Genomic DNA, 20,995 nt, shown 5'->3' with positions numbered 1-20,995 from the left:
GTGCCGCTCCCCCCGCAATGCCCGAGGCAGCCCCCATGACCCAGACCTTTGATATTGCCGTGATCGGCGCCACCGGCACCGTTGGCGAAACCCTGGTGCAGATCCTCGAAGAGCAGGACTTCCCGGTAGGCAGTCTGCACCTGTTGGCCAGCAGCGAGTCGGCCGGGCATTCGGTGCCGTTTCGTGGCAAGAACGTGCGGGTGCGGGAAGTTGATGAATTCGATTTCAGCAAAGTCCAACTGGTGTTCTTCGCCGCCGGCCCTGCGGTCACCTTGAGTTTTGCCCCGCGCGCCACCGCTGCGGGCTGCACCCTGATCGACTTGTCCGGCGCCTTGCCGGCCGATCAGGCGCCGCAGGTAGTGCCGGAAGCCAACGCGCAGATCCTCGATGGCCTGAAAAAACCTTATCAGGTCAGCAGCCCAAGCCCGTCGGCCACTGCCCTGGCCGTGGTGCTGGCGCCACTGCGCGGCTTGCTGGACATTCAGCGCGTCAACGTCACCGCCAACCTCGCCGTTTCCGCCCAGGGCCGTGAGGCTGTCAGCGAACTCGCCCGGCAGACCGCCGAGTTGTTGAATGTGCGCCCGCTGGAGCCGAAGTTCTTCGACCGGCAAATGGCCTTTAACCTGCTGGCCCAGGTCGGCAAGCCTGACGCGCAAGGCCACACCGCCCTGGAAAAACGCCTGGTGCACGAATTGCGCGCCGTGCTGGAAATGCCTTTGCTAAAGATTTCCGTCACTTGCGTTCAAGCCCCGGTGTTTTTTGGCGATAGCCTGACTGTGTCACTGCAATTGGGGGCAGCGGTGGATCTCGCTGCCGTCAACCGTGCCCTGGACTCGGCACCGGGTGTCGAGTTGGCGGAAGAGGGCGATTACCCCACGGCTGTGGGCGATGCGGTCGGTCAGGACGTGGTCTACGTGGGCCGGGTTCGTGCCGGTGTTGATGACCCCGCGGAACTAAATATGTGGCTGGCGTCAGATAACGTACGCAAAGGGGCGGCACTGAACGCCGTACAGCTGGCGCAGTTGTTGATAAAAGGCCTTGTGTAAAAGATACTTGGCGGCAATTTGTAGATTGATTCTAGCCAAGCGCTATGCTTGGCCCCAAGCTGGAAAAATTGCGCGTCGGTGACCTATCGGCTCGCCATGCCTAATGGCAGCGGTTACCCACCTTCTCGCCGGCCGGGGAGTGTTCAAAAAGGATGAGGCTATGGTTCAAGTTCGCAAACTGGTGTTAGCAATAGCGGCCGCCTCGGCGCTGTCCTCCGGTATGGCGCAAGCACTGCAGCTTGGGGAGATGACCCTCAAGTCGAAGCTGAACCAGCCGCTGTCGGTGGAAATCGAGTTGCTCGATGTCGGTGGCCTGACCGCCTCCGAGATCACCCCCAGCCTCGCGTCGTCCCAGGCCTTTGTGGATGCGGGCGTCGATCGCCAGGCGTTCCTGAACGACCTGACCTTTACCCCGGTGGTCAATCCCAACGGCCGCAGTGTGGTGCGTGTCACCTCCAGCAAGCCGCTGCCGGATTCCTACGTGCGTTTCCTGCTGCAGGTGCAATGGCCCAACGGTCGCCTGATGCGCGACTACAGCGTGTTGCTGGACCCGGCCAAGTTCGACCAGTCGACCCCGGCCGCCGGTGCACCTGCACCCGCGCCACGCTTGAGTGCGCCCGCGACGACGGCTCCGGCAGTCACCAAGGCCAAGGAACACACCACGACTTCCCGTGACACCTTGTGGGAAATCGCCGCGAAAAACCGCAATGGCGCCTCGGTGCAGCAGACCATGCTGGCCATTCAGGCGCTGAACCCTGACGCCTTTATCGACGGCAACATCAACCGCATGAAAACCGGCCAGGTCCTGCGCCTGCCGGATTCGGGGCAAAGCACCAGCCTGCCGCAGCCCGAGGCGATTGCTGAAGTGACGGCGCAAAACGCGGCGTGGCGCGAGGGCCGCCGTGGCGGCAATCAGCTCGCCGGCAAGGCGCAGCTGGACGCGACCAAGCGTACCCAGGCGGGTAATGCGCCGTCGCAGACCAATACCAAGGACAATTTGAGCCTGGTCTCGGCCGAAGCGGCCAGGAAAGGCGGGAAGGGCGCGGCGGGCGACAGCCGGGCCTTGAACAACAAGCTGGCGGTGACCCAGGAAAGCCTGGATTCGACCCGTCGCGAGAATGAAGAACTGAAAAGCCGCATGGCTGACCTGCAAAGTCAGCTGGACAAGCTGCAGCGGCTGATCGAGCTCAAGAACAACCAACTGGCCAAGTTGCAGGCCCCGGGTGGCGCTGCGGCGCAGCCTGCTGCAACGGCGGCGATGCCGGCCGAGCTGGCTGCACAACCGGCGGCGCCGGCAGCGGCAGCTCCGGCAGCAACCCCCGCGGCTGCGCCGGTCGAGACCCCGGTCAAGCCGGATGCGGCACCTGCCAGCACTGAAGGTAAATTCAACGACCTGCTGACCAACCCGATCGTGCTGGGGGTGATCGGCGGCGCAGCGGGTTTGCTGGTGCTGTTGCTTCTGCTGCTGTGGGCCCGTCATCGCAATGCGCGGCTTGAAGAAGAAAAGCACCTGCGCATGGCACGGGCCCTGGCTGAAGAGCCGGAATTTGCGCCGAACATTGATCACGATCTGCCATCTGACAGTTTCGAAGGCCTTGATGTACCGCCGCCGAACGTCAAGCTGGCTCCAGCTCCAGCTCCAGCTCCAGCTCCGGCGGCGGTGGTTGCCCCGGTGGTCGCACCTGTTGCTGTGCAGCGTCCGACCGACGCCCTGGCGCAAGCCCAGTCGCATATCGACCGTGGCCACCTGAACCAGGCTGCGGAAGTGCTGGAAGATGCAATCAAGCAAGAGCCCGCCCGCAGTGACCTGCGTCTCAAGCTGATGGAAGTCCACGGCTTGCAGGGCAACAAGGACGGGTTTGTCACCCAGGAGCGCCAGTTGGTCGCCAATGGCGACAACCATGCCCAGGTCGAACAACTGAAAAGCCGCTTCCCGGCCATGGCCGTGTTCGCAGCAGGCGTCAGCGCTGCCGTTGCCGCTGCCGCTCTCGACGCCCAATACGTCAAGGACCTGCTCAAGGACGACCCGGCACCGCCTGCACCTGAGCCTGCGCCGGACGCGTTTGACACTGACTTCGACCTCAGCCTGGACGATCTGGAGGCTGCTTCGCCAGCTGTGGTCCGCCCGACGTCGGACGACGACCTGAGCTTTGAATCGGTGCTGCAACAGCAGGCCGAGGCCAAGGCCAGCGCGGAAGACCTGTCGGATTTCGACCTGGACCTGCAACTCGATCCATCCTCGTCGACCCAGTCAGACGACGACTTCCTCTCCGGCCTTGAAGACCAGATGAAGGACCTGCCGCCGGTAGAGCCGCCGACACTGACGCCGGCCGACCTGGATGACCTCGACCTGCCGGAGGATTTCGACCTGTCCCTGGCCGACGAACCCGAGGCGCCTGCAGCGGCCAAGCCGGACGCGTTTGCGTCGGAGCTTGATGATGTCAACGCCGAGCTGGATCGCCTGTCGCAAAGCCTGGAACATCCGCCAATCGAACCGTCCTTCACCGCCGACGACGCGGCGTTGGGTGGCGATGAGCCGGAATTCGACTTCCTCTCCGGTACCGACGAAGTGGCCACCAAGCTCGACCTGGCGCAGGCCTACATCGACATGGGCGATGCCGACGGGGCGCGGGACATTCTTGGCGAGGTGCTCAAGGAAGGCGATGACGGTCAGAAGGGCGAAGCCAAGGAAATGCTCAGCCGGCTGGCTTGATACGCGCGGTAAATACAACGGCAGCCTTCGGGCTGCCGTTTTGCCATCCAGGCACCAAACCCATGGCGTCCCAGGCGCGCGGCCTTATAATGGCCGCCTTTGCGCAACTCATCAGGCTCTCAGTTCTTGGCAAATATAGATAACGCGGCCGCCGAAATGGCGGCCGCAGGCTTTTTCAGAATCGCCCTGGGCGTGGAATACAAAGGCTCGCGCTATCGTGGCTGGCAACGCCAGGCCTCCGGTGTGCCGACGGTGCAGGAAACCCTGGAGAAGGCCCTGTCGAAAGTCGCCGACTCACCGGTGTCGCTGATGTGCGCCGGGCGGACCGATGCCGGCGTGCACGCTTGCGGGCAAGTGGTGCACTTTGACACTCAGGCCGAGCGCTCGATGAAGGCATGGGTGATGGGCGCCAATATCAACTTGCCCCACGACGTCAGCGTCAGTTGGGCCAAGGTGATGCCGGCGGACTTTCACGCGCGCTTCAAGGCCATCGCCCGGCGTTATCGCTATGTGATCTACAACGATCAGATCCGCCCGGCCCATCTCAACGAAGAAATCACCTGGAACCACCGCCCGCTGGACGCCGAGCGCATGGCCGAGGCGGCCCAGCATCTTGTAGGTATCCACGATTTCAGTGCGTTCCGTGCCGGGCAGTGCCAGGCCAAGTCGCCGATCAAGGAAGTCCACCACCTGCGGGTGACGCGCCACGGCAAGATGATCGTGCTGGATATCCGCGCCGGCGCGTTCCTGCACCATATGGTGCGCAATATCGCCGGGGTGCTGATGACCATCGGTACCGGCGAACGCCCGGTGGAATGGGCCAGGGAAGTGCTGGAAAGCCGGATTCGCCGTACCGGCGGCGTCACGGCGCATCCGTTCGGCCTGTACCTGGTGGATGTGGAGTACCGCGACGAGTTCGAATTGCCCCAGCGATTCATCGGGCCACACTTCCTCACAGGTTTCAGCGAACTTGGCGGCTGACGCCCTCAAAAGCATTTGTTACCATCCGGGACTTTCCCGGACACGCCCTGAGGTTTCATCGACATGTCTGCCGTTCGCAGCAAGATTTGCGGGATTACCCGCATAGAAGACGCGTTGGCGGCGGTCGAGGCGGGGGCCGATGCCATCGGTTTCGTGTTTTATGCCAAAAGCCCGCGGGCGGTGAATGTGTTGCAGGCGCGGGCGATCATCGCCGCGTTGCCGCCGTTCGTGACCACCGTGGGGTTGTTCGTCAACGCCAGCCGCTGCGAGCTCAATGAAACCCTCGACGCCGTGCAACTGGACATGCTGCAGTTCCATGGCGATGAGAGTCCGGACGAGTGCGAGAGCTACCAGCGCCCGTACATCAAGGCGCTGCGGGTCAAGGCCGGGGATGATATTGCTGCGGCATGCGCTGCCTATGCCGGGGCTCGCGGGATTCTTCTCGACACCTACGTCGAAGGCGTTCCCGGTGGTACGGGCGAGGCGTTTGACTGGTCGTTGATTCCCGAAGGGTTGAGCAAGCCGATTATCCTCGCGGGCGGCCTGAATCCGGACAACGTGGCCAGTGCCATCCAGCAGGTTCGGCCGTATGCCGTGGACGTCAGCGGCGGGGTAGAGCAGGGCAAGGGCATCAAGGATCACGCAAGGATTCGCGCATTCATGCAGGCCGTGCGCGACAGCAGCGGGACGATGTGACGGCTGGCAGTCTGCCGCCGTCCATAACTACCACTGTGTAAAACAGCCCGGCGCCGCCTGTGGGAGGCCCGGAAATGAAGTGGCAACTTTGCACGGCAGGTTGTCTGGAAGGCTGAGGGCACAGGCAGGAAATGGCTGGTCGAACGTCTGACCCCGTCCAGTTTGTGTCATCGCCACATATGAATTTAGCTCAAGGGCATACGCGGGGCTGTGTTCAAGCCACCGGTACTGGAGAAAGAAAGCATGAGCAACTGGTTAGTAGACAAACTGATCCCTTCGATCATGCGTTCCGAGGTGAAGAAAAGCTCGGTTCCTGAAGGTCTTTGGCACAAGTGCCCATCCTGCGACGCGGTGCTGTACCGCCCGGAGCTGGAAAAGACCCTGGACGTTTGCCCCAAGTGCAATCACCACATGCGTATCGGCGCCCGCGCCCGCATTGATATTTTCCTCGACGCCGATGGTCGCTCCGAACTGGGCGCTGACCTGGAGCCGGTTGACCGTCTGAAGTTCCGTGACGGCAAGAAGTACAAGGACCGCCTGACCGCGGCCCAGAAGCAGACCGGTGAAAAGGACGCGCTGATTTCCGTCAGCGGCAAGCTGCTGGGCATGCCGGTGGTGGTTTCGGCCTTTGAATTCTCCTTCATGGGCGGCTCGATGGGCGCCATCGTCGGTGAGCGTTTCGTACGTGCCGCCAACTACGCGCTGGAAAACCGTTGCCCGATGATCTGCTTCGCCGCCTCCGGTGGTGCGCGGATGCAGGAAGCACTGATCTCCCTGATGCAAATGGCCAAGACCTCCGCGGTACTGGCGCGTCTGCGCGAAGAAGGTATTCCGTTCATCTCCGTGCTGACCGACCCGGTCTACGGTGGTGTTTCCGCCAGCCTGGCGATGCTGGGTGACGTGATCGTCGGTGAGCCGAAGGCGCTGATCGGCTTTGCCGGCCCGCGTGTTATCGAGCAAACCGTTCGCGAAAAACTGCCGGAAGGCTTCCAGCGCAGCGAGTTCCTGCTGGAGCACGGCGCGATCGACCTGATCATTCCGCGCGGCGAACTGCGTCCGCGCCTGGGTAGCCTGCTGGCGCAAATGATGGGCCTGCCGACACCTGTGTACGTCGCGCCTAAAATCGAGCCGATTGTCGTGCCACCGGTGCCTGCAAACATATGACCCAACGTACCCTGGGCGAATGGCTCGCCTACCTTGAGCAGTTGCATCCGTCAGCCATCGACATGGGCCTGGAGCGCTCGCAACAGGTAGCGGCCCGCCTCGGGTTGGGCCGGCCGGCGCCGCGTGTGATCACGGTGACCGGCACCAACGGCAAGGGCTCTACCTGCGCCTTTGTCGCGGCCTTGCTGCAAGCCCAGGGCCTGAAGGTCGGCGTGTACAACTCGCCGCACCTGCTGCGCTACAACGAGCGGGTGCAGCTCAATGGCGTCGAAGCCACTGACGAGCAACTCTGCGAAGCCTTCGCCGCACTTGATGCCGGGCGTGGCGAGATTTCCCTGACCTATTTCGAGATGGGCACCCTGGCGGCGTTCTGGCTGTTCGAGCGTGCGCAGCTGGATGTGGTGGTGCTGGAAGTCGGTCTGGGTGGGCGTCTGGACACGGTCAACGTGGTGGATGCCGACCTGGCGCTGATTACCAGTATTGGTGTCGACCATGCGGACTACCTGGGTAACACCCGTGAGTCCGTGGCCTATGAAAAAGCCGGGATCTTCCGCCAGGGCAAGCCTGCACTGTGCGGCGACCTGGACCCGCCGCATACCTTGCTGGACAAGGTGCGCGAGCTGGATTGCCCGTTCTTCCTGCGCGGGCGTGATTTCAATCTCGAGATTGGCGACCAATTCTGGCAATGGCGCGGGCTTGACGCGCGCGGTCAAACCGTCGAGTTGCGCGACTTGCCACTGCTGAACCTGCCGATGGAAAACGCCGCGCTCGCGCTGCAAGCCTACCTGTTGCTGGATTTGCCCTGGCATGCCGAGCAGATTGCCGCTACGTTGCAGGCTACTCGCGTGGTGGGGCGCCTTGACCGGCGCACGTTCGACTGGGAGGGCAAGCGCCTGAACCTGCTGCTGGACGTGGGGCATAACCCTCACGCCGCTGAATACCTGGCCAGGCGCCTGGCACGCACGCCGCCCGCCGGTCGCCGCCTCGCGGTGTTCGGATTGTTGTCCGACAAGGACCTGGACGGCGTGGTTGCACCCTTGCTGGGTGACGTCCAGGCCTGGGCGGTTGCACCGCTGGATACGTCCCGCAGTCGTCCTGCCATCGAGTTGCAGGTTGCCTTGCAGAACCTTGGCGCGTCCGTGACGTCCCATGCAAGCGTGACAGCCGCCCTGGAAGCCCAGTGCGCGGTTGCGACGCCTGAGGATGAGATTCTGTTGTTCGGATCATTTTATTGTGTTGCCGAGGCGCTCGAATGGTTGGCCCGGCGCTCCACGGAGGAAGCTGCACATGGCATTACTGGATAGCGCATACAAGCAGCGAATGGTTGGAGCCCTGGTCCTGGTGGCGTTGGCGGTGATTTTCCTGCCGATGCTGTTTTCCCGTCAGGATGAGCAGCGCCAAGTGACCGTTGAAGCGCCAGCTGCGCCCCAGGCGCCTGCGGTGCCTCAGGTTCAGGTTGAGCCGGTGGTGGTTCCCGAGCCGCAAGCGCTGCCGGAAGAAGAGCCGGTGCCGACCGATGACGAAGTGGCTGCACAGCAAGCGCCGTCGATGCCGGTGCAGCCGAGCGTGCCGGTGGTTAAGCCTGCGCCTGCTCCTGCAGTTGCTGCGAAGCCTGCGGCGCCGGCGCCAGCGCCAAAACCTGTGGCCCCGCAACCTGCGGCACCAGGCAAGCCGGACGTGGGCCAGAGCCGTATTGACCCGAATGGCTTGCCGATCAGCTGGTCGATCCAGCTGGCCAGCCTGGCTAACCGCGAAAGTGCTGATGCGTTGCAGAAGAAGCTGCGCACCCAGGGTTACAACGCCTATATCCGCAGCGCCGATGGCAAGAACCGGGTATTCATCGGGCCGCTGATCGAGCGGGCTGAAGCCGATCGCCTGCGGGACCTGTTGGATCGCCAGCAGAACCTCAAGGGTTTTGTGGTTCGCTTCCAGCCCGAAAAAGGCTGAGGCTGCAAGGATTCAAGCTGGAATGCGGTCAATGTGGGAGCGGGCTTGCTCGCGAAGCGGTGTATCAGTCAGCAGATTTATTGGCTGCCCCACCGCCTTCGCGAGCACGCCCGCTCCCACAAGTGTTTTGGGTGTGCCGCAACAGGCCGGTTTCCCCTATAACTCATTGATTTCAAATGCACTGCCAATCACAGCTTACCGATAGCCCAGCGCTCTGCTAAAATGCGCCGCCTTATCCGTCTGTAGGCTGAACTGTGCCATTTACCTGGGTTGATTGGGCGATCGTTGCAATCGTCGCCATCTCCGCTTTGATCAGTCTGAGCCGCGGCTTCGTCAAAGAAGCATTGTCGCTGCTGACATGGATCATCGCAGGAGTTGTAGCCTGGATGTTCGGCGGTTCATTGTCTGTCTACCTGGCCGGATACATCGAGACACCTTCGGCTCGCGTCATCGCGGGCTGCGCCATCATGTTCATCGCCACGTTGTTGGTGGGGGCAATGGTCAATTATCTTATCGGCGAATTGATACGCGTCACCGGCCTCTCCGGGACCGATCGATTTCTCGGCATGGCCTTCGGCGCCGCGCGTGGCGGCTTGCTGGTGGTCGTGGCGGTCGGGCTGTTGAGCCTGGGGCCGGTACAGCAGGATTCGTGGTGGCAGGAGTCGGTACTCGTGCCAAAATTTCTATTGGTTGCAGATTGGTCCAAAAACCTCATTTTGGGGTGGAGCAGTCAGTGGCTGGCCAGCGGGATCAGCGTACCCGCTGATCTTCCGTTCAAGGAACACCTCTTGCCGGCCAAAACGCCTCAGTAAGTTGTGTTCAGTCAAGATTCATTAAGTAGGGGTTGCGTCGCATGTGTGGCATCGTCGGTATCGTCGGTAAGTCGAACGTGAATCAGGCGCTGTATGACGCGCTAACCGTCCTCCAGCACCGCGGCCAGGATGCTGCCGGTATTGTGACCAGCCACGACGGCCGGTTATTCCTGCGCAAGGACAATGGTCTGGTGCGTGACGTGTTCCATCAGCGCCACATGCAGCGCCTGGTCGGGCACATGGGCATTGGCCACGTGCGCTACCCGACAGCGGGCAGCTCGACTTCGGCCGAAGCCCAGCCGTTCTACGTCAACTCGCCCTATGGCATCACCCTGGCGCACAACGGCAACCTGACCAACGTTGAACAACTGGCCAAGGAGATTTACGAATCTGACCTGCGCCACGTCAACACCAACTCGGACTCCGAAGTACTGCTGAACGTGTTCGCCCACGAGCTGGCCCAGCGCGGCAAGCTGCAGCCGACCGAAGAAGACGTGTTCGCTGCCGTGACTGACGTGCACAACCGTTGCGTCGGTGGCTATGCGGTAGTGGCGATGGTGACCGGCTACGGTATCGTCGGTTTCCGCGACCCCCACGGCATCCGCCCGATCGTGTTCGGCCAGCGTCATACCGACGAAGGCGTCGAGTACATGATCGCTTCCGAAAGCGTGTCCCTGGACGTGCTGGGCTTTACCCTGATTCGCGACCTGGCGCCGGGCGAAGCGGTCTACATCACTGAAGACGGCAAGCTGCACACCCGTCAGTGCGCACTGAACCCGAAACTCACCCCGTGCATCTTCGAACACGTCTACCTGGCGCGTCCGGATTCGATCATCGACGGTGTTTCGGTGTACAAGGCGCGCCTGCGCATGGGCGAGAAGCTGGCGGACAAGATCCTGCGCGAGCGCCCGGATCACGACATCGACGTGGTTATCCCGATCCCGGACACCAGCCGCACCGCTGCGCTGGAGTTGGCGAACCACCTGGGCGTGAAATTCCGCGAAGGCTTCGTCAAGAACCGTTACATCGGCCGTACCTTCATCATGCCTGGCCAGGCTGCGCGCAAGAAGTCGGTGCGCCAGAAGCTCAACGCGATCGAGCTGGAGTTCCGCGGCAAGAACGTGATGCTGGTGGATGACTCCATCGTACGCGGCACCACCTGCAAGCAGATCATCCAGATGGCCCGCGAAGCCGGTGCGAAGAACGTTTACTTCTGTTCCGCCGCGCCTGCCGTGCGTTACCCGAACGTGTACGGCATCGACATGCCGAGCGCCCACGAACTGATCGCCCACAATCGTTCGACCCAGGACGTTGCGGACCTGATCGGCGCCGACTGGCTGATCTACCAGGACCTGCCGGACCTGATCGAAGCCGTCGGTGGTGGCAAGATCAAGATCGAGGAGTTCGATTGCGCGGTGTTCGACGGCAAGTACGTCACCGGCGATGTCGACGAGGCCTACCTGAACAAGATCGAGCAGGCCCGTAACGATTCCTCGAAGATCAAGACCCAGGCGGTCAGCGCGATCATCGACCTGTACAACAACTGAGTAGACACCGGCCCTGAGGGGCCGGTTTTGTATCTTTGATAAAGCATTCGAGTTGAGGAGTAGAGCATGAGTCAGGAATGGGATGCCGGTCGCTTGGACAGCGACCTCGATGGCGTAGCTTTCGATACCCTGGCTGTGCGCGCCGGCCAGCACCGCACCCCGGAAGGTGAGCACGGTGACCCGATGTTCTTTACCTCCAGCTATGTGTTCCGCACTGCGGCCGACGCCGCTGCGCGTTTTGCCGGTGAAGTACCGGGCAACGTTTATTCGCGTTACACCAACCCGACCGTGCGCGCGTTCGAAGAGCGTATCGCCGCGCTGGAAGGCGCCGAGCAAGCTGTCGCCACTGCCACGGGCATGGCTGCGATTCTCGCGGTAGTCATGAGCCTGTGCAGCGCCGGCGACCACGTCCTGGTGTCGCGCAGCGTGTTTGGTTCGACCATCAGCCTGTTCGAAAAGTACTTCAAGCGTTTTGGTATTGAAGTCGACTACGTGCCGCTGGCGGACCTGTCCGGCTGGGACGCGGCCATCAAGGCCAACACCAAATTGCTGTTCGTCGAGTCGCCGTCCAATCCATTGGCCGAGCTGGTGGACATTGCCGCATTGTCCGAAGTGGCCCACGCCAAGGGCGCGATGCTGATCGTCGACAACTGCTTCTGCACCCCTGCATTGCAGCAGCCGCTGAAGCTGGGCGCAGACATCGTTGTGCACTCGGCCACCAAGTTCATCGACGGCCAGGGCCGTTGCATGGGGGGCGTGGTTGCCGGCCGCAGCGAGCAGATGAAGGAAGTGGTGGGCTTCTTGCGCACCGCCGGCCCGACCCTGAGCCCGTTCAACGCCTGGATCTTCCTTAAAGGTCTGGAGACCCTGAGCCTGCGGATGAAGGCCCATTGTGCCAACGCCCAGGCCCTGGCCGAGTGGCTGGAGCAACAGGACGGTATCGAGAAGGTCCACTACGCCGGCCTCAAGAGCCACCCGCAACACGAGTTGGCCCAGCGCCAGCAACGTGGTTTCGGCGCCGTGGTGAGTTTCGAGGTCAAGGGCGGCAAAGAGGGCGCCTGGCGCTTTATCGATGCGACTCGCCTGATCTCCATCACCGCCAACCTGGGTGACAGCAAGACCACTATTACTCACCCAAGCACCACCTCTCACGGTCGCCTGGCGCCGCAGGAGCGTGAAGCTGCCGGGATTCGTGACAGCCTGATCCGCATTGCCGTGGGCCTGGAAGACGTCGCTGACCTGCAGGCCGACCTGGCCCGTGGGTTGGCTGCCCTGTGATCGAGTGGTCCATGGAAGCGGCGAGCGCCAGTAACGGGCGGGTCGCGCTGGTGACCGGCGCGGCGCGGGGCATCGGCCTGGGGATTGCCGCCTGGTTGATCAGCGAAGGCTGGCAGGTGGTATTGACGGACCTGGACCGTGAGCGCGGTTCCAAGGTGTCCAAGGTGCTCGGCGACAACGCCTGGTTTATTACCATGGACGTGGCCGATGAGCGGCAGGTTGCCCAGGGCGTGGCCGAGGTACTTGGCCAGTTCGGGCGCCTGGATGCGCTGGTGTGCAATGCCGCCGTGGCCGACCCGCGCAACATCACCCTGGAAAGTCTCGACCTGGCTTACTGGAATCGTGTACTGGCGGTGAACCTCAGTGGTCCCATGTTGCTGGCCAAGCACTGTGCGCCCTACCTGCGGGCCCACGGCGGCGCCATCGTCAACCTGGCGTCGACCCGGGCACGCCAGTCGGAACCGGACACCGAAGCCTATGCGGCGAGCAAGGGCGGTTTGCTGGCCCTGACCCACGCGTTGGCTATCAGCCTCGGGCCGGAAGTACGGGTCAATGCCGTCAGCCCGGGCTGGATCGATGCCCGTGACCCGGCTGCACGCCGTGCCGAGCCGCTGACGGATGCGGATCACGCCCAGCACCCGGCGGGCAGGGTAGGCACTGTGGAAGACGTAGCGGCGATGGTGGCGTGGTTGCTGTCGCGCAATGCCGGGTTTGTCACCGGGCAAGAGTTCGTCGTCGACGGCGGCATGAGCAAGAAGATGATTTACACCGAGTAGGGCGGGTCGCGGTCCTGAAGCCATTTTGTCTTTTTCAGAAAAACTTCAAGCAGGCTATTGACTTAGGTCCGCTACCTGCGTAAATTTCGCGGCCTCAACGAAGCAAAGGGTGATTAGCTCAGCTGGGAGAGCATCTGCCTTACAAGCAGAGGGTCGGCGGTTCGATCCCGTCATCACCCACCACTTCTTGAGAGTTTTGCCCTAGGGCAAGACGCCACGTTAAAGGTTGCACCGACGCGCAGCGGTAGTTCAGTCGGTTAGAATACCGGCCTGTCACGCCGGGGGTCGCGGGTTCGAGTCCCGTCCGCTGCGCCATATCTGTTCCAGGGCCCACTGAACGCCCTGAGACGCCAAAGCAAGCCGCCGGCTTGGTTGGATCGATAGCAAAGACCCTGGTCGAAAGACCGGGGTTTTTTGTGTCTGCAATTTGGTGCCGGCGCGACAAGTACAGGGGCCGGCAAGCCAGCCCCGTGGTCCGGGGTCAGAATCCCAGCTTGTCCCGCAACCCGTAATACCAGGCCCCCAGCGCCGCAAACGGCGTGCGCAACAGTTGTCCGCCGGGGAAGGGGTAGTGCGGCAGGCCGGCAAACGCATCAAAACGTTCTGCCTGGCCTCTCAGCGCTTCCGCCAGTACCTTGCCCGCCAAGTGGGTATACGTCACGCCATGGCCGCTACAGCCCTGGGAGTAGTAGATGTTATCCCCCAGGCGACCGACCTGCGGCAGGCGCGACAAGGTCAGCAGGAAATTGCCGGTCCAGGCGTAGTCGATCTTCACGTCCTTGAGCTGCGGGAAGGCCTTGAGCATCTTCGGCCGGATGATCGCCTCGATATTCGCCGGGTCACGCGCGCCGTACACCACGCCACCGCCGAAGATCAGGCGCTTGTCGCTCGTCAGGCGGTAGTAGTCCAGCAGGTAATTGCAGTCCTCGACGCAGTAATCCTGTGGCAGCAGCGTCTTCGCCAGTTCATCGCCCAGTGGTGCGGTGGTAATCACCTGCGTACCACACGGCATCGACTTGGCCGCCAGTTCCGGAACCAGGTTCCCCAGATAGGCGTTGCCCGCGACAATAATGAACTTGGCCCTGACCTTGCCGTGCGCCGTATGCACCACCGGATTGGCGCCGCGCTCGATGCGAGTCGCCGCCGACTGCTCATAAATGGTGCCGCCCAGGGACTCCACGGCTGCCGCCTCGCCCAGCGCCAGGTTCAGCGGGTGAATGTGCCCGCCGCTCATGTCGAGCAGGCCGCCCACATAGTTGTCACAGGCTACCACCTCGCGAATGCGCCGCTCGTCCAGCAGCTCCAGCTGGGTGTGGCCGTAGCGCTCCCACAGGCGCTTCTGCGACTCCAGGTGGCCCATGTGCTTGCTGTTCAGTGCCGCAAATACACCGCCGTCCTTCAGATCGCACTGGATCTGATACTTGGCCACCCGCTCCCGAATGATCCTGCCGCCTTCAAATGCCATGTCGCCGAGTAATTTCGCCTGCTGGGGGCCGACACTGCGCTCGATCACATCGATATCACGGCTGTAGCTGTTGACGATCTGCCCACCATTGCGGCCCGACGCGCCAAAGCCTACCTTGGCAGCTTCCAGCACTGTCACGCGAAAGCCGTTTTCCAGCAGGAACAGCGCACTGGACAGGCCAGTATAACCGGCGCCAATCACGCACACATCGGTTTCGACTTCACCTTGCAGCTCTGGGCGAGGAGGTACCGCATTCGCAGACGCGGCGTAATACGACTGGGGGTAGGGGGTGTTCGCCATCCTGGAACCTCTGTTTTATATTTTTTACGAGTGCGCCGATCCTACCTGAGTTGAAAATCCGCTGCCAGCCGCCGGAAAATACCGTTGTGCTGGCCACAAATAAAAAATTCGCATATTCATAGGCTTAGCTGCAAAAAAGGTGTTGACACCCCTCGGGAATTCCGTAGAATGCCGCCTCACAGCAGGCACGTAGCTCAGTTGGTTAGAGCACCACCTTGACATGGTGGGGGTCGTTGGTTCGAGTCCAATCGCGCCTACCAAACAAAATCCGCTCTGCTGGGCGGCCTAGAAGGGCTCACCGAAAGGTGGGCCCTTTTTTGTTGCCTGGAATTCCTACAAAACGTTCACAAAATATCGGGTTCGTTCACACTGGGCAATGTGAACGCCGTTGATCGGTCGTCTTGGAGTACGGCGAAGCGCTTGAATTCAGGTGGGGGGGGTGTTAGCAAAACGGTCCGACGTAGATGCGGTAAGCTTGATCATCGCTCACAAGGATGTATCGCATGAAGCCACCCTCTGATCTCAAGATTCTCAACGTTATCTACAAGCTGTACTACGAAGAGTTTAAGAACTTCGCGCAGGAGTCCGACGTTCAAAATGGGCGGGTGAGTAAAATCCATGTTCCCATCGACTGCAAGATGATTGCTAGGGAGCTGGGCGTGGATAGTGACATCGTTTTTGGAAGGCTCTACTACCACTTGGAGCAGAAGTACGGCTACAAAAGAGATGATGATGATGATGATAAGGTCGCATTCTTCTCGTTGGGTGTTGGTCCTGACAGGCACTGCGTGAACTTCCCGCTTCTTGCGTCTGTGTTGGCAGGGCTGCAAGAGGAAAGCAGTAAATTCAAATGGGCGACCGTCCTATCCTTCATAGCCGTCCTGATTTCAATCGTAGTGCCATTGGCTACCGCATTGCTAGGCAAGTCGTGAGTGAGCTATCGCGGAATGTACCTCGGCCCATACCCATGATCCACCAAACGAGCCGTTGGCTTTTGACTCTGGTCTATTGGATTGGCATGAGTGATAGCGAAGCGCTATCGTTGGTGTCAGTCTCGACGGAACGTCGAAGGGGTATCACCTTGAGAGCTGCCGCTCTCGGGTAGGGCTCCAGCAATGGGCGCACTCCGTGCCTTTATATATTACAACGCTATATCGGCACTTGTATGGCGCCCTGCAACAGGTTGAATTGCAGGGCTTTTATCTTCGAATGATCAGCGTACGAACTCACAGTCTTCCGACATTGGTGTCTTGGCAATGTCGCCGTTGCCTGTACATGCCAAAGTGACCTTGCTCCCCTTCTGCAACTGGGCGATGGCTGGATCTTTCGCATCCTCGAATGAAAACTGGGGTTCCATGAACTGGTTCACTCCCCCTTGCAGCGTGACATATGGCCGACCACGGAAGTCCGTATTGATCGAGCTGACAACGCCAGTCACCTTGAACTGCTTGCCCTTGAATTGCTGGTCTGCTGCAACGGTGTTGCGATCATAGGCAGATGCGAGTTGTGCAACCGTGAAAGTGTTAAGGGAGGCTATACGAGATGCCCGCGCCTCCTGCTGACTGACTACGGGCTTCGGCGGGGTCGATGACGTACTGATCGTTGGCGGCGCATGGTCTTTGGCGGCAAAGAAGAGATAGGCAGTCAATGCGAGCCAGCCGATGCCTAAAACTCGTGCCTTCGGGCTGTAACCCCGTCCTAGAAGGAACCAGCCAAAAATCCACGGAAGGAAGAAAATGCCGAGTGCAAAACCAAAACCCACACTCTTGGTAACAGGCTGAGGAGCTGCAACAGGAGCGGCGTATACCGTTGCCACCGGTGCCCCGCAGTTAGGGCAGGACACAGCAGAATCACTGACCTGCTTTGAACATTCCTTGCACTCGATGAGAGCCATTATCTTTCCTTGAAATTCGCGGGGGAGCGTCATTCTGCCACTACGCTGCAACCCCCACAATCCGGGGAGTTGGCTATTTTGGTTCCCATAGACAAGCGTCAATTTTTAACCAGACCTTGCCCGCCGCCGGAAAGGACAAGCAACTTGAAAGGCGTTTGAGTTCACTGGCTAGAAAAGTAAGTTGGGCAGACCCGGATACTTGCGGGAGCGGTTTAGCAACCTGCAACAGTACAAATACAAACCGTTCGCGATTCTAAAATAAATGCTGGACTGGGTGCCGCCGGGCTCGCCTCTGGCAGGCGTTGAGCCAAGTGCTGTGGGATTGTTTCAGAGACGGCGAAGCCCGCTCAAGGCGGGCTCTGTGGGGCGTTAAGATCAGGCTTTCATTGCACGCTGAACGGTGCTCAGGCTGACACCAAGCACTTTGGCAGTATCACGGTAGGACGCCCCGTTGGCGACGTGTGTACGGATTGCATCGGCGTTGGTGGTCTTCACACCACCCTTGTAGGCGCCTCTCGCCTTAGCCGTGGCGATACCCTCCCGCTGACGCTCACGAATCATTGAGCGCTCGAACTGTGCGACCGCGCCCATCATGCTCAGCATCAGGTCTTGGTTGGCGTTCTGTTCGGTCGTGAACAGAAGGTTCTCCTTATGGAACTGGATGTTCACGCCACGGACCTTTAGGTCACTCACTAGCCCCAGCAAATCAACCAAGCTACGGGCCAGCCGGTCGATTGAATGCACATGAACGGTATCGCCCTCACGGACGTAACGAAGCATTTCCTGCAATGCAGGACGGTCAGTCGTAGAACCCGTCACCTTGTCTTCGAATACCTGAGCGAAGGTCATGCCGTCCAGCTGGCGAGCGGTTGTTTGGTCTGCCGACGAAACGCGCTTGTAGCCTACATCTGCCATTTCTTCGCTCCTGTGTTCATCTGGGTCTAGAGTCTGTCATTCTGACCATTGTCATTTTCAGAAGACGACTGCACCAATTGACGGGGCGTAACGCCAGGTGTGCAGTCGGCTCCTGACCACGCAATATCAGAAGTCATCTGCACCAATCTCGACTATGCTCAATACTCGTGTGCACCAAAGCGAGGTGTGAGCATGGCGTCAGACACATTACCAATTGCCGAGCAGGGCGTGGCCACCCTGCCCGATGCGGCATGGGCACAGGCCCGGCACCGGACCGAAATCATCGGGCCGCTGGCAGCGCTTGAAGTGGTTGGGCATGAAGCCGCCGATGCCGCTGCTCAAGCGCTGGGCCTATCCAGGCGGCAGGTGTATGTCCTGATCCGGCGTGCCCGGCAAGGTGCTGGGTTTGTGACGGACCTGGTTCCCGGCCAGTCCGGCGGCGGAAAAGGCAAGGGACGCTTGCCGGAATCAGTTGAGCGCATCATCCGCGAGTTGCTGCAAAAGCGCTTCCTGACCAAGCAGAAGCGTAGCCTGGCGGCGTTCCACCGCGAGGTCGCGCAGGCTTGCAAAGCGCAAAAGCTACGGGTGCCGGCGCGCAACACTTTGGCCCTGCGGATCGCCGGCCTCGACCCGCTCAAGGCCACTCGCCGCCGGGAAGGTCAGGATGCGTCCCGCAGCCTGCAAGGTGTCGGTGGTGAGCCTCCCGCCGTGACCGCGCCACTGGAACAAGTGCAGATTGATCACACGGTCATCGACCTGATCGTGGTGGACGAGCGCGACCGGCAACCGATTGGCCGTCCGTATCTGACCATCGCCATCGACGTGTTTACCCGCTGCGTGCTCGGCATGGTCGTCACGCTGGAAGCGCCGTCATCTGTTTCGGTCGGCCTGTGCCTTGTGCATGTCGCCTGCGACAAGCGTCCCTGGCTGGAGGGTCTGAATATAGAAATGGATTGGCCGATGAGCGGCAAGCCCAGGCTGCTCTACTTGGACAACGCGGCCGAGTTCAAGAGCGAGGCGCTGCGCCGTGGCTGCGAGCAGCACGGCATCCGGTTGGACTATCGTCCGCCAGGGCAGCCGCACTACGGCGGCATCGTGGAACGGATCATCGGTACGGCGATGCAGATGATCCACGATGAATTGCCAGGGACGACCTTCTCCAACCCTGACCAGCGCGGGGACTACGATTCCGAAAACAAGGCCGCCCTGACATTGCGTGAGCTGGAGCGCTGGCTCACGTTGGCGGTGGGCACCTATCACGGCTCTGTGCACAACGGCCTGCTTCAGCCGCCGGCGGCGCGCTGGTCAGAAGCCGTGGCGCGTGTCGGTGTACGGGGGTTGGGGAGCAATGGAACTGAAAACCAACGTAAGCCGAATTAGAGTTCGTTTTACTCGTCAGCGACTGCGAATTAACGAACTTTGATTCGTGAGAAAGGTTTATTGCACTGATTTTCGGGTGTTGGTGACCTTTCCTCGCGATAGCGGAAACGGTTTCATAAAACGGTCGTTTTTCGAAACTATCCAGACGTTGCAAGGGTTTGCGGGGCAGCGACTGAGCTTAAGTGCACTTTCTGTTCCGTTGCTCCCCCAACCCCTATTTCCAGCAGCGAGGTGATGAATTCGTTTTGCTGTTGTGCGGCGGCGACAAAAGCAGCCAAAGCCGTGATATTGAAGCGGCTAAAAAACTCGCCAGCGAGTGGAGGTCAGAATGAGCGAAAAAATTTACGACTACGACCCAGCAGCAGCCCTAGACGGCCCTGAAGCAATCGCCGTCTTCATGGCGGAGCCCTGCCATTTCCTCTCAGCGCCATAATCCAGGACCTTCATCTCCTCTCTCCTTGATTCCGTACTTAACTACGGAGGTAGAGTTGAATCGTGGATCGAAAACCCGAGAGGAGATCGCCGTTATGAAACACCTAAGACTGCTGCTGGTAGTGGGTGCGACTCTGCTGTCATCCACCGTATGGGCCGAGGGCGGGAGCGACCGAGCGATTGAGCGAATTGCTGCACGCGAGAGGGCTGAAGCGACCCTGGTGGCGGAAACCGTCAAGGAGATTAAGCAACTGGGCCCCACGGCGGCAGGCCGTAGCGAAGCGCAGCCCGCCTGTCCGCCTGCAAAGTAGAGCCTGTGCTACTCGACCAGATGCAACGTGAGCCCACTCTGCTGAGGCGCGAGGGCAAATAGCAATACCAAACTGTGCCCTTTGCAAGTGCTCCTTTGGCCATTCAGCGGCGCTCATTGAGCGCCGCTTTTTTCTAAGCGCAAGCCGACCAACAGGGGCGCCTTACGCAACGGGAAATCCTCGGTTAACGCCCGAGTTGTCCCCATGCAGCGAAACGATCAGCGGACAGGAAACAGTCCCGTGGCTCGCACAACAGTCGTGAACCAGTTGCTCCAAAACTGACTCGATCCGTCGCAGATCCGCGAGCTTGCCACGCACATCCCCAAGCTTCTGCTCGGCGAGCACACGCGCTTCATCGCAGTGAGCACCGTCATCCAGCCTCAACAGCCCGGCCACTTCATCGAGGCTAAAGCCCAGCCGTTGCGCGGATTTAACGAATTTCACCCGGGCGACATCCGCCTCACCGTAACGGCGAATGCTGCCGTAGGGCTTGTCCGGTTCGGGTAACAGCGCCTTGCGTTGATAGAACCGGATGGTTTCCACGTTGACCCCGGCCGCCTTGGCGAAAGCGCCAATGGTCAGGCTTTCCAAATTGTTTTTCATACCGCTTGATTCCGTACATGACTACGGGACTAACCTTAAACCATCGATCAAATGCTCGAAAGGAGAAATGCATGTCTGAACCATCAAACGGGCGCGCCCCTCTTGTCGCCGGGGGGCTTGCGGCGATTCTCGCCTCGGCTTGCTGCCTGGGGCCGCTGGTTCTGATCGCCCTGGGGTTCAGCGGCGCTTGGATCGGCAACTTGACGGTGTTGGAACCTTATCGCCCGATCTTCATCGGCGCGGCGCTGGTTGCACTGTTCTTTGCCTGGCGGCGCATCGTCCGACCGACCGCAGCCTGCAAGCCGGGCGAGGTGTGCGCGATTCCGCAAGTGCGCACCACCTACAAGCTCATTTTCTGGTTCGTCGCCGTGTTGGTCTTGGTCGCGCTTGGTTTTCCCTACGTCATGCCATTTTTCTACTAACCAGGAGTTCATCATGAAAAAACTGTTTGCCTCCCTCGCTCTCGCCGCTTTCGTTGCCCCCGTGTTCGCCGCCACCCAGACCGTCACGCTGTCCGTACCGGGCATGACCTGCTCCACCTGCCCGATCACCGTCAAGAAGGCGATTTCCAAGGTCGAAGGCGTCAGCAAAGTTAACGTGACCTTCGAGACACGCGAAGCGGTTGTCACCTTCGATGATGCCAAGACCAGCGTGCAGAAGCTGACCAAGGCCACCGAAGACGCAGGCTATCCGTCCAGCGTCAAGAAGTGAGGCACTGAAAACGGCAGCGCAGCA

General features: G+C 60.7%; 20 protein-coding genes, 3 tRNA genes and 1 pseudogene. 20 read left to right on the top strand and 4 right to left on the bottom strand.

Features of this window, described 5'->3' with window-relative positions; translation table 11 throughout:
• The first annotated feature begins 35 nt into the window (after positions 1-35).
• The 13 genes from AC3WKX_RS24860 to AC3WKX_RS24800 all read left to right on the top strand — a co-directional run bounded on the left by AC3WKX_RS24860 (position 36) and on the right by AC3WKX_RS24800 (position 13,275).
• Positions 36-1,046 (top strand): aspartate-semialdehyde dehydrogenase, encoded by a 1,011-nt coding sequence (locus AC3WKX_RS24860; protein WP_102606398.1) that lies wholly within the window; start codon positions 36-38, stop codon positions 1,044-1,046.
• Positions 1,047-1,206: 160 nt separating this feature from the next.
• Positions 1,207-3,759, top strand: a complete 2,553-nt coding sequence (locus AC3WKX_RS24855) for a motility hub landmark protein FimV (protein WP_102606397.1) — start codon at positions 1,207-1,209, stop codon at positions 3,757-3,759.
• Positions 3,760-3,915: 156 nt separating this feature from the next.
• A complete protein-coding gene (gene truA / locus AC3WKX_RS24850; RefSeq protein WP_003212671.1) occupies positions 3,916-4,740 on the top strand; it encodes a tRNA pseudouridine(38-40) synthase TruA in 825 nt (274 codons plus the stop codon).
• A 63-nt stretch (positions 4,741-4,803) separates the two neighbouring features.
• Positions 4,804-5,436: a phosphoribosylanthranilate isomerase gene (locus tag AC3WKX_RS24845; protein WP_102606396.1), complete on the top strand. Its 633-nt coding sequence runs from the start codon at positions 4,804-4,806 to the stop codon at positions 5,434-5,436.
• 243 nt (positions 5,437-5,679) lie between these two features.
• Positions 5,680-6,600, top strand: a complete 921-nt coding sequence (gene accD, locus AC3WKX_RS24840) for an acetyl-CoA carboxylase, carboxyltransferase subunit beta (protein WP_003212675.1) — start codon at positions 5,680-5,682, stop codon at positions 6,598-6,600.
• Entirely contained in the window at positions 6,597-7,904 is a 1,308-nt protein-coding gene (gene folC, locus AC3WKX_RS24835) for a bifunctional tetrahydrofolate synthase/dihydrofolate synthase (protein ID WP_008438745.1), read from the top strand. The genes accD and folC overlap by 4 nt, the downstream gene beginning before the upstream one ends.
• Positions 7,888-8,547 (top strand): SPOR domain-containing protein, encoded by a 660-nt coding sequence (locus AC3WKX_RS24830; protein WP_102606395.1) that lies wholly within the window; start codon positions 7,888-7,890, stop codon positions 8,545-8,547. The genes folC and AC3WKX_RS24830 overlap by 17 nt, the downstream gene beginning before the upstream one ends.
• Before the next feature lie 254 nt (positions 8,548-8,801).
• Complete coding sequence (locus tag AC3WKX_RS24825; RefSeq protein WP_003212681.1) at positions 8,802-9,359, top strand: CvpA family protein; 558 nt, start codon at positions 8,802-8,804, stop codon at positions 9,357-9,359.
• A gap of 41 nt (positions 9,360-9,400) precedes the next feature.
• Entirely contained in the window at positions 9,401-10,906 is a 1,506-nt protein-coding gene (gene purF, locus AC3WKX_RS24820; protein WP_003212683.1) for an amidophosphoribosyltransferase, read from the top strand.
• Between the two features lie 66 nt (positions 10,907-10,972).
• Entirely contained in the window at positions 10,973-12,184 is a 1,212-nt protein-coding gene (locus AC3WKX_RS24815; RefSeq protein WP_008438742.1) for an O-succinylhomoserine sulfhydrylase, read from the top strand.
• 11 nt (positions 12,185-12,195) lie between these two features.
• Positions 12,196-12,960, top strand: a complete 765-nt coding sequence (locus tag AC3WKX_RS24810) for an SDR family oxidoreductase (protein WP_003212687.1) — start codon at positions 12,196-12,198, stop codon at positions 12,958-12,960.
• Between the two features lie 107 nt (positions 12,961-13,067).
• Positions 13,068-13,143 (top strand) — tRNA-Val (locus tag AC3WKX_RS24805).
• Between the two features lie 55 nt (positions 13,144-13,198).
• Positions 13,199-13,275, top strand: a tRNA-Asp gene (locus tag AC3WKX_RS24800).
• 166 nt (positions 13,276-13,441) lie between these two features.
• Here AC3WKX_RS24800 and AC3WKX_RS24795 read toward each other — a convergent pair.
• Positions 13,442-14,725, bottom strand: coding sequence for an NAD(P)/FAD-dependent oxidoreductase (locus AC3WKX_RS24795; RefSeq protein WP_003212689.1), 1,284 nt, complete (start codon positions 14,723-14,725; stop codon positions 13,442-13,444).
• Positions 14,726-14,908: 183 nt separating this feature from the next.
• Between AC3WKX_RS24795 and AC3WKX_RS24790 the strand changes: the two genes are divergently transcribed.
• Positions 14,909-14,985 (top strand) — tRNA-Val (locus AC3WKX_RS24790).
• A gap of 243 nt (positions 14,986-15,228) precedes the next feature.
• A complete protein-coding gene (locus tag AC3WKX_RS24785) occupies positions 15,229-15,657 on the top strand; it encodes a hypothetical protein (protein ID WP_102606516.1) in 429 nt (142 codons plus the stop codon).
• 281 nt (positions 15,658-15,938) lie between these two features.
• Here AC3WKX_RS24785 and AC3WKX_RS24780 read toward each other — a convergent pair whose 3' ends face one another.
• Together AC3WKX_RS24780 and AC3WKX_RS24775 are read right to left on the bottom strand one after the other, a co-directional pair.
• Positions 15,939-16,619 (bottom strand): OB-fold protein, encoded by a 681-nt coding sequence (locus AC3WKX_RS24780; protein ID WP_102606517.1) that lies wholly within the window; start codon positions 16,617-16,619, stop codon positions 15,939-15,941.
• 375 nt (positions 16,620-16,994) lie between these two features.
• Positions 16,995-17,534, bottom strand: coding sequence for a recombinase family protein (locus AC3WKX_RS24775; RefSeq protein ID WP_102606518.1), 540 nt, complete (start codon positions 17,532-17,534; stop codon positions 16,995-16,997).
• Positions 17,535-17,726: 192 nt separating this feature from the next.
• On the opposite strand from AC3WKX_RS24775, the gene AC3WKX_RS24770 reads away from it, so the two are divergent.
• The 3 genes and pseudogenes from AC3WKX_RS24770 (at position 17,727) to AC3WKX_RS24760 (ending at position 19,657) form a co-directional block, all read left to right on the top strand.
• Positions 17,727-18,914 (top strand): TnsB C-terminal domain-containing protein, encoded by a 1,188-nt coding sequence (locus AC3WKX_RS24770; RefSeq protein ID WP_488656215.1) that lies wholly within the window; start codon positions 17,727-17,729, stop codon positions 18,912-18,914.
• 215 nt (positions 18,915-19,129) lie between these two features.
• Positions 19,130-19,246 (top strand): annotated as a pseudogene (locus AC3WKX_RS24765) (type II toxin-antitoxin system RelE/ParE family toxin); the annotation flags it as partial.
• Positions 19,247-19,441: 195 nt separating this feature from the next.
• Positions 19,442-19,657, top strand: a complete 216-nt coding sequence (locus AC3WKX_RS24760) for a co-regulatory protein PtrA N-terminal domain-containing protein (protein ID WP_017849619.1) — start codon at positions 19,442-19,444, stop codon at positions 19,655-19,657.
• Between the two features lie 162 nt (positions 19,658-19,819).
• On the opposite strand, the gene merR is transcribed toward AC3WKX_RS24760, so the two are convergent.
• Complete coding sequence (merR, locus tag AC3WKX_RS24755; RefSeq protein WP_003131870.1) at positions 19,820-20,260, bottom strand: mercury resistance transcriptional regulator MerR; 441 nt, start codon at positions 20,258-20,260, stop codon at positions 19,820-19,822.
• 71 nt (positions 20,261-20,331) lie between these two features.
• Here merR and merT point away from each other — a divergent pair, with 71 nt between their 5' ends.
• Both merT and merP read left to right on the top strand, forming a co-directional pair.
• Positions 20,332-20,682 carry a mercuric ion transporter MerT gene (gene merT / locus AC3WKX_RS24750; protein ID WP_033869416.1) on the top strand — a complete coding sequence of 117 codons (351 nt, stop codon included), beginning with the start codon at positions 20,332-20,334 and terminating at the stop codon, positions 20,680-20,682.
• Between the two features lie 13 nt (positions 20,683-20,695).
• The gene (gene merP, locus AC3WKX_RS24745) at positions 20,696-20,971 is read left to right on the top strand and encodes a mercury resistance system periplasmic binding protein MerP (protein WP_003131872.1); all 276 of its coding nucleotides are present in this window, start codon (positions 20,696-20,698) and stop codon (positions 20,969-20,971) included.
• The last annotated feature ends 24 nt before the right edge of the window (positions 20,972-20,995 follow it).

Source organism: Pseudomonas sp. GP01-A4 (genome assembly GCF_058780865.1).
The sequence above is the reverse complement of the archived record's forward strand: the minus strand, read 5'-3'. Positions and strand labels throughout refer to the sequence as shown.

What these genes read in the sequence shown, in the direction of transcription:
- AC3WKX_RS24785 (WP_102606516.1), top strand. Translation starts at nt 15,229, where the DNA reads ATGAAGCCACCCTCTGATCTCAAGATTCTCAACGTTATCTACAAGCTG.
- AC3WKX_RS24770 (WP_488656215.1), top strand. Translation starts at nt 17,727, where the DNA reads ATGGCGTCAGACACATTACCAATTGCCGAGCAGGGCGTGGCCACCCTG.
- AC3WKX_RS24855 (WP_102606397.1), top strand. Translation starts at nt 1,207, where the DNA reads ATGGTTCAAGTTCGCAAACTGGTGTTAGCAATAGCGGCCGCCTCGGCG.
- folC (WP_008438745.1), top strand. Translation starts at nt 6,597, where the DNA reads ATGACCCAACGTACCCTGGGCGAATGGCTCGCCTACCTTGAGCAGTTG.
- AC3WKX_RS24795 (WP_003212689.1), bottom strand. Translation starts at nt 14,725, where the DNA reads ATGGCGAACACCCCCTACCCCCAGTCGTATTACGCCGCGTCTGCGAAT.
- AC3WKX_RS24775 (WP_102606518.1), bottom strand. Translation starts at nt 17,534, where the DNA reads ATGGCAGATGTAGGCTACAAGCGCGTTTCGTCGGCAGACCAAACAACC.
- AC3WKX_RS24845 (WP_102606396.1), top strand. Translation starts at nt 4,804, where the DNA reads ATGTCTGCCGTTCGCAGCAAGATTTGCGGGATTACCCGCATAGAAGAC.
- AC3WKX_RS24860 (WP_102606398.1), top strand. Translation starts at nt 36, where the DNA reads ATGACCCAGACCTTTGATATTGCCGTGATCGGCGCCACCGGCACCGTT.
- purF (WP_003212683.1), top strand. Translation starts at nt 9,401, where the DNA reads ATGTGTGGCATCGTCGGTATCGTCGGTAAGTCGAACGTGAATCAGGCG.
- AC3WKX_RS24815 (WP_008438742.1), top strand. Translation starts at nt 10,973, where the DNA reads ATGAGTCAGGAATGGGATGCCGGTCGCTTGGACAGCGACCTCGATGGC.
- AC3WKX_RS24760 (WP_017849619.1), top strand. Translation starts at nt 19,442, where the DNA reads ATGAAACACCTAAGACTGCTGCTGGTAGTGGGTGCGACTCTGCTGTCA.
- AC3WKX_RS24830 (WP_102606395.1), top strand. Translation starts at nt 7,888, where the DNA reads ATGGCATTACTGGATAGCGCATACAAGCAGCGAATGGTTGGAGCCCTG.
- accD (WP_003212675.1), top strand. Translation starts at nt 5,680, where the DNA reads ATGAGCAACTGGTTAGTAGACAAACTGATCCCTTCGATCATGCGTTCC.
- AC3WKX_RS24810 (WP_003212687.1), top strand. Translation starts at nt 12,196, where the DNA reads ATGGAAGCGGCGAGCGCCAGTAACGGGCGGGTCGCGCTGGTGACCGGC.
- truA (WP_003212671.1), top strand. Translation starts at nt 3,916, where the DNA reads ATGGCGGCCGCAGGCTTTTTCAGAATCGCCCTGGGCGTGGAATACAAA.
- merT (WP_033869416.1), top strand. Translation starts at nt 20,332, where the DNA reads ATGTCTGAACCATCAAACGGGCGCGCCCCTCTTGTCGCCGGGGGGCTT.
- merR (WP_003131870.1), bottom strand. Translation starts at nt 20,260, where the DNA reads ATGAAAAACAATTTGGAAAGCCTGACCATTGGCGCTTTCGCCAAGGCG.
- AC3WKX_RS24780 (WP_102606517.1), bottom strand. Translation starts at nt 16,619, where the DNA reads ATGGCTCTCATCGAGTGCAAGGAATGTTCAAAGCAGGTCAGTGATTCT.
- merP (WP_003131872.1), top strand. Translation starts at nt 20,696, where the DNA reads ATGAAAAAACTGTTTGCCTCCCTCGCTCTCGCCGCTTTCGTTGCCCCC.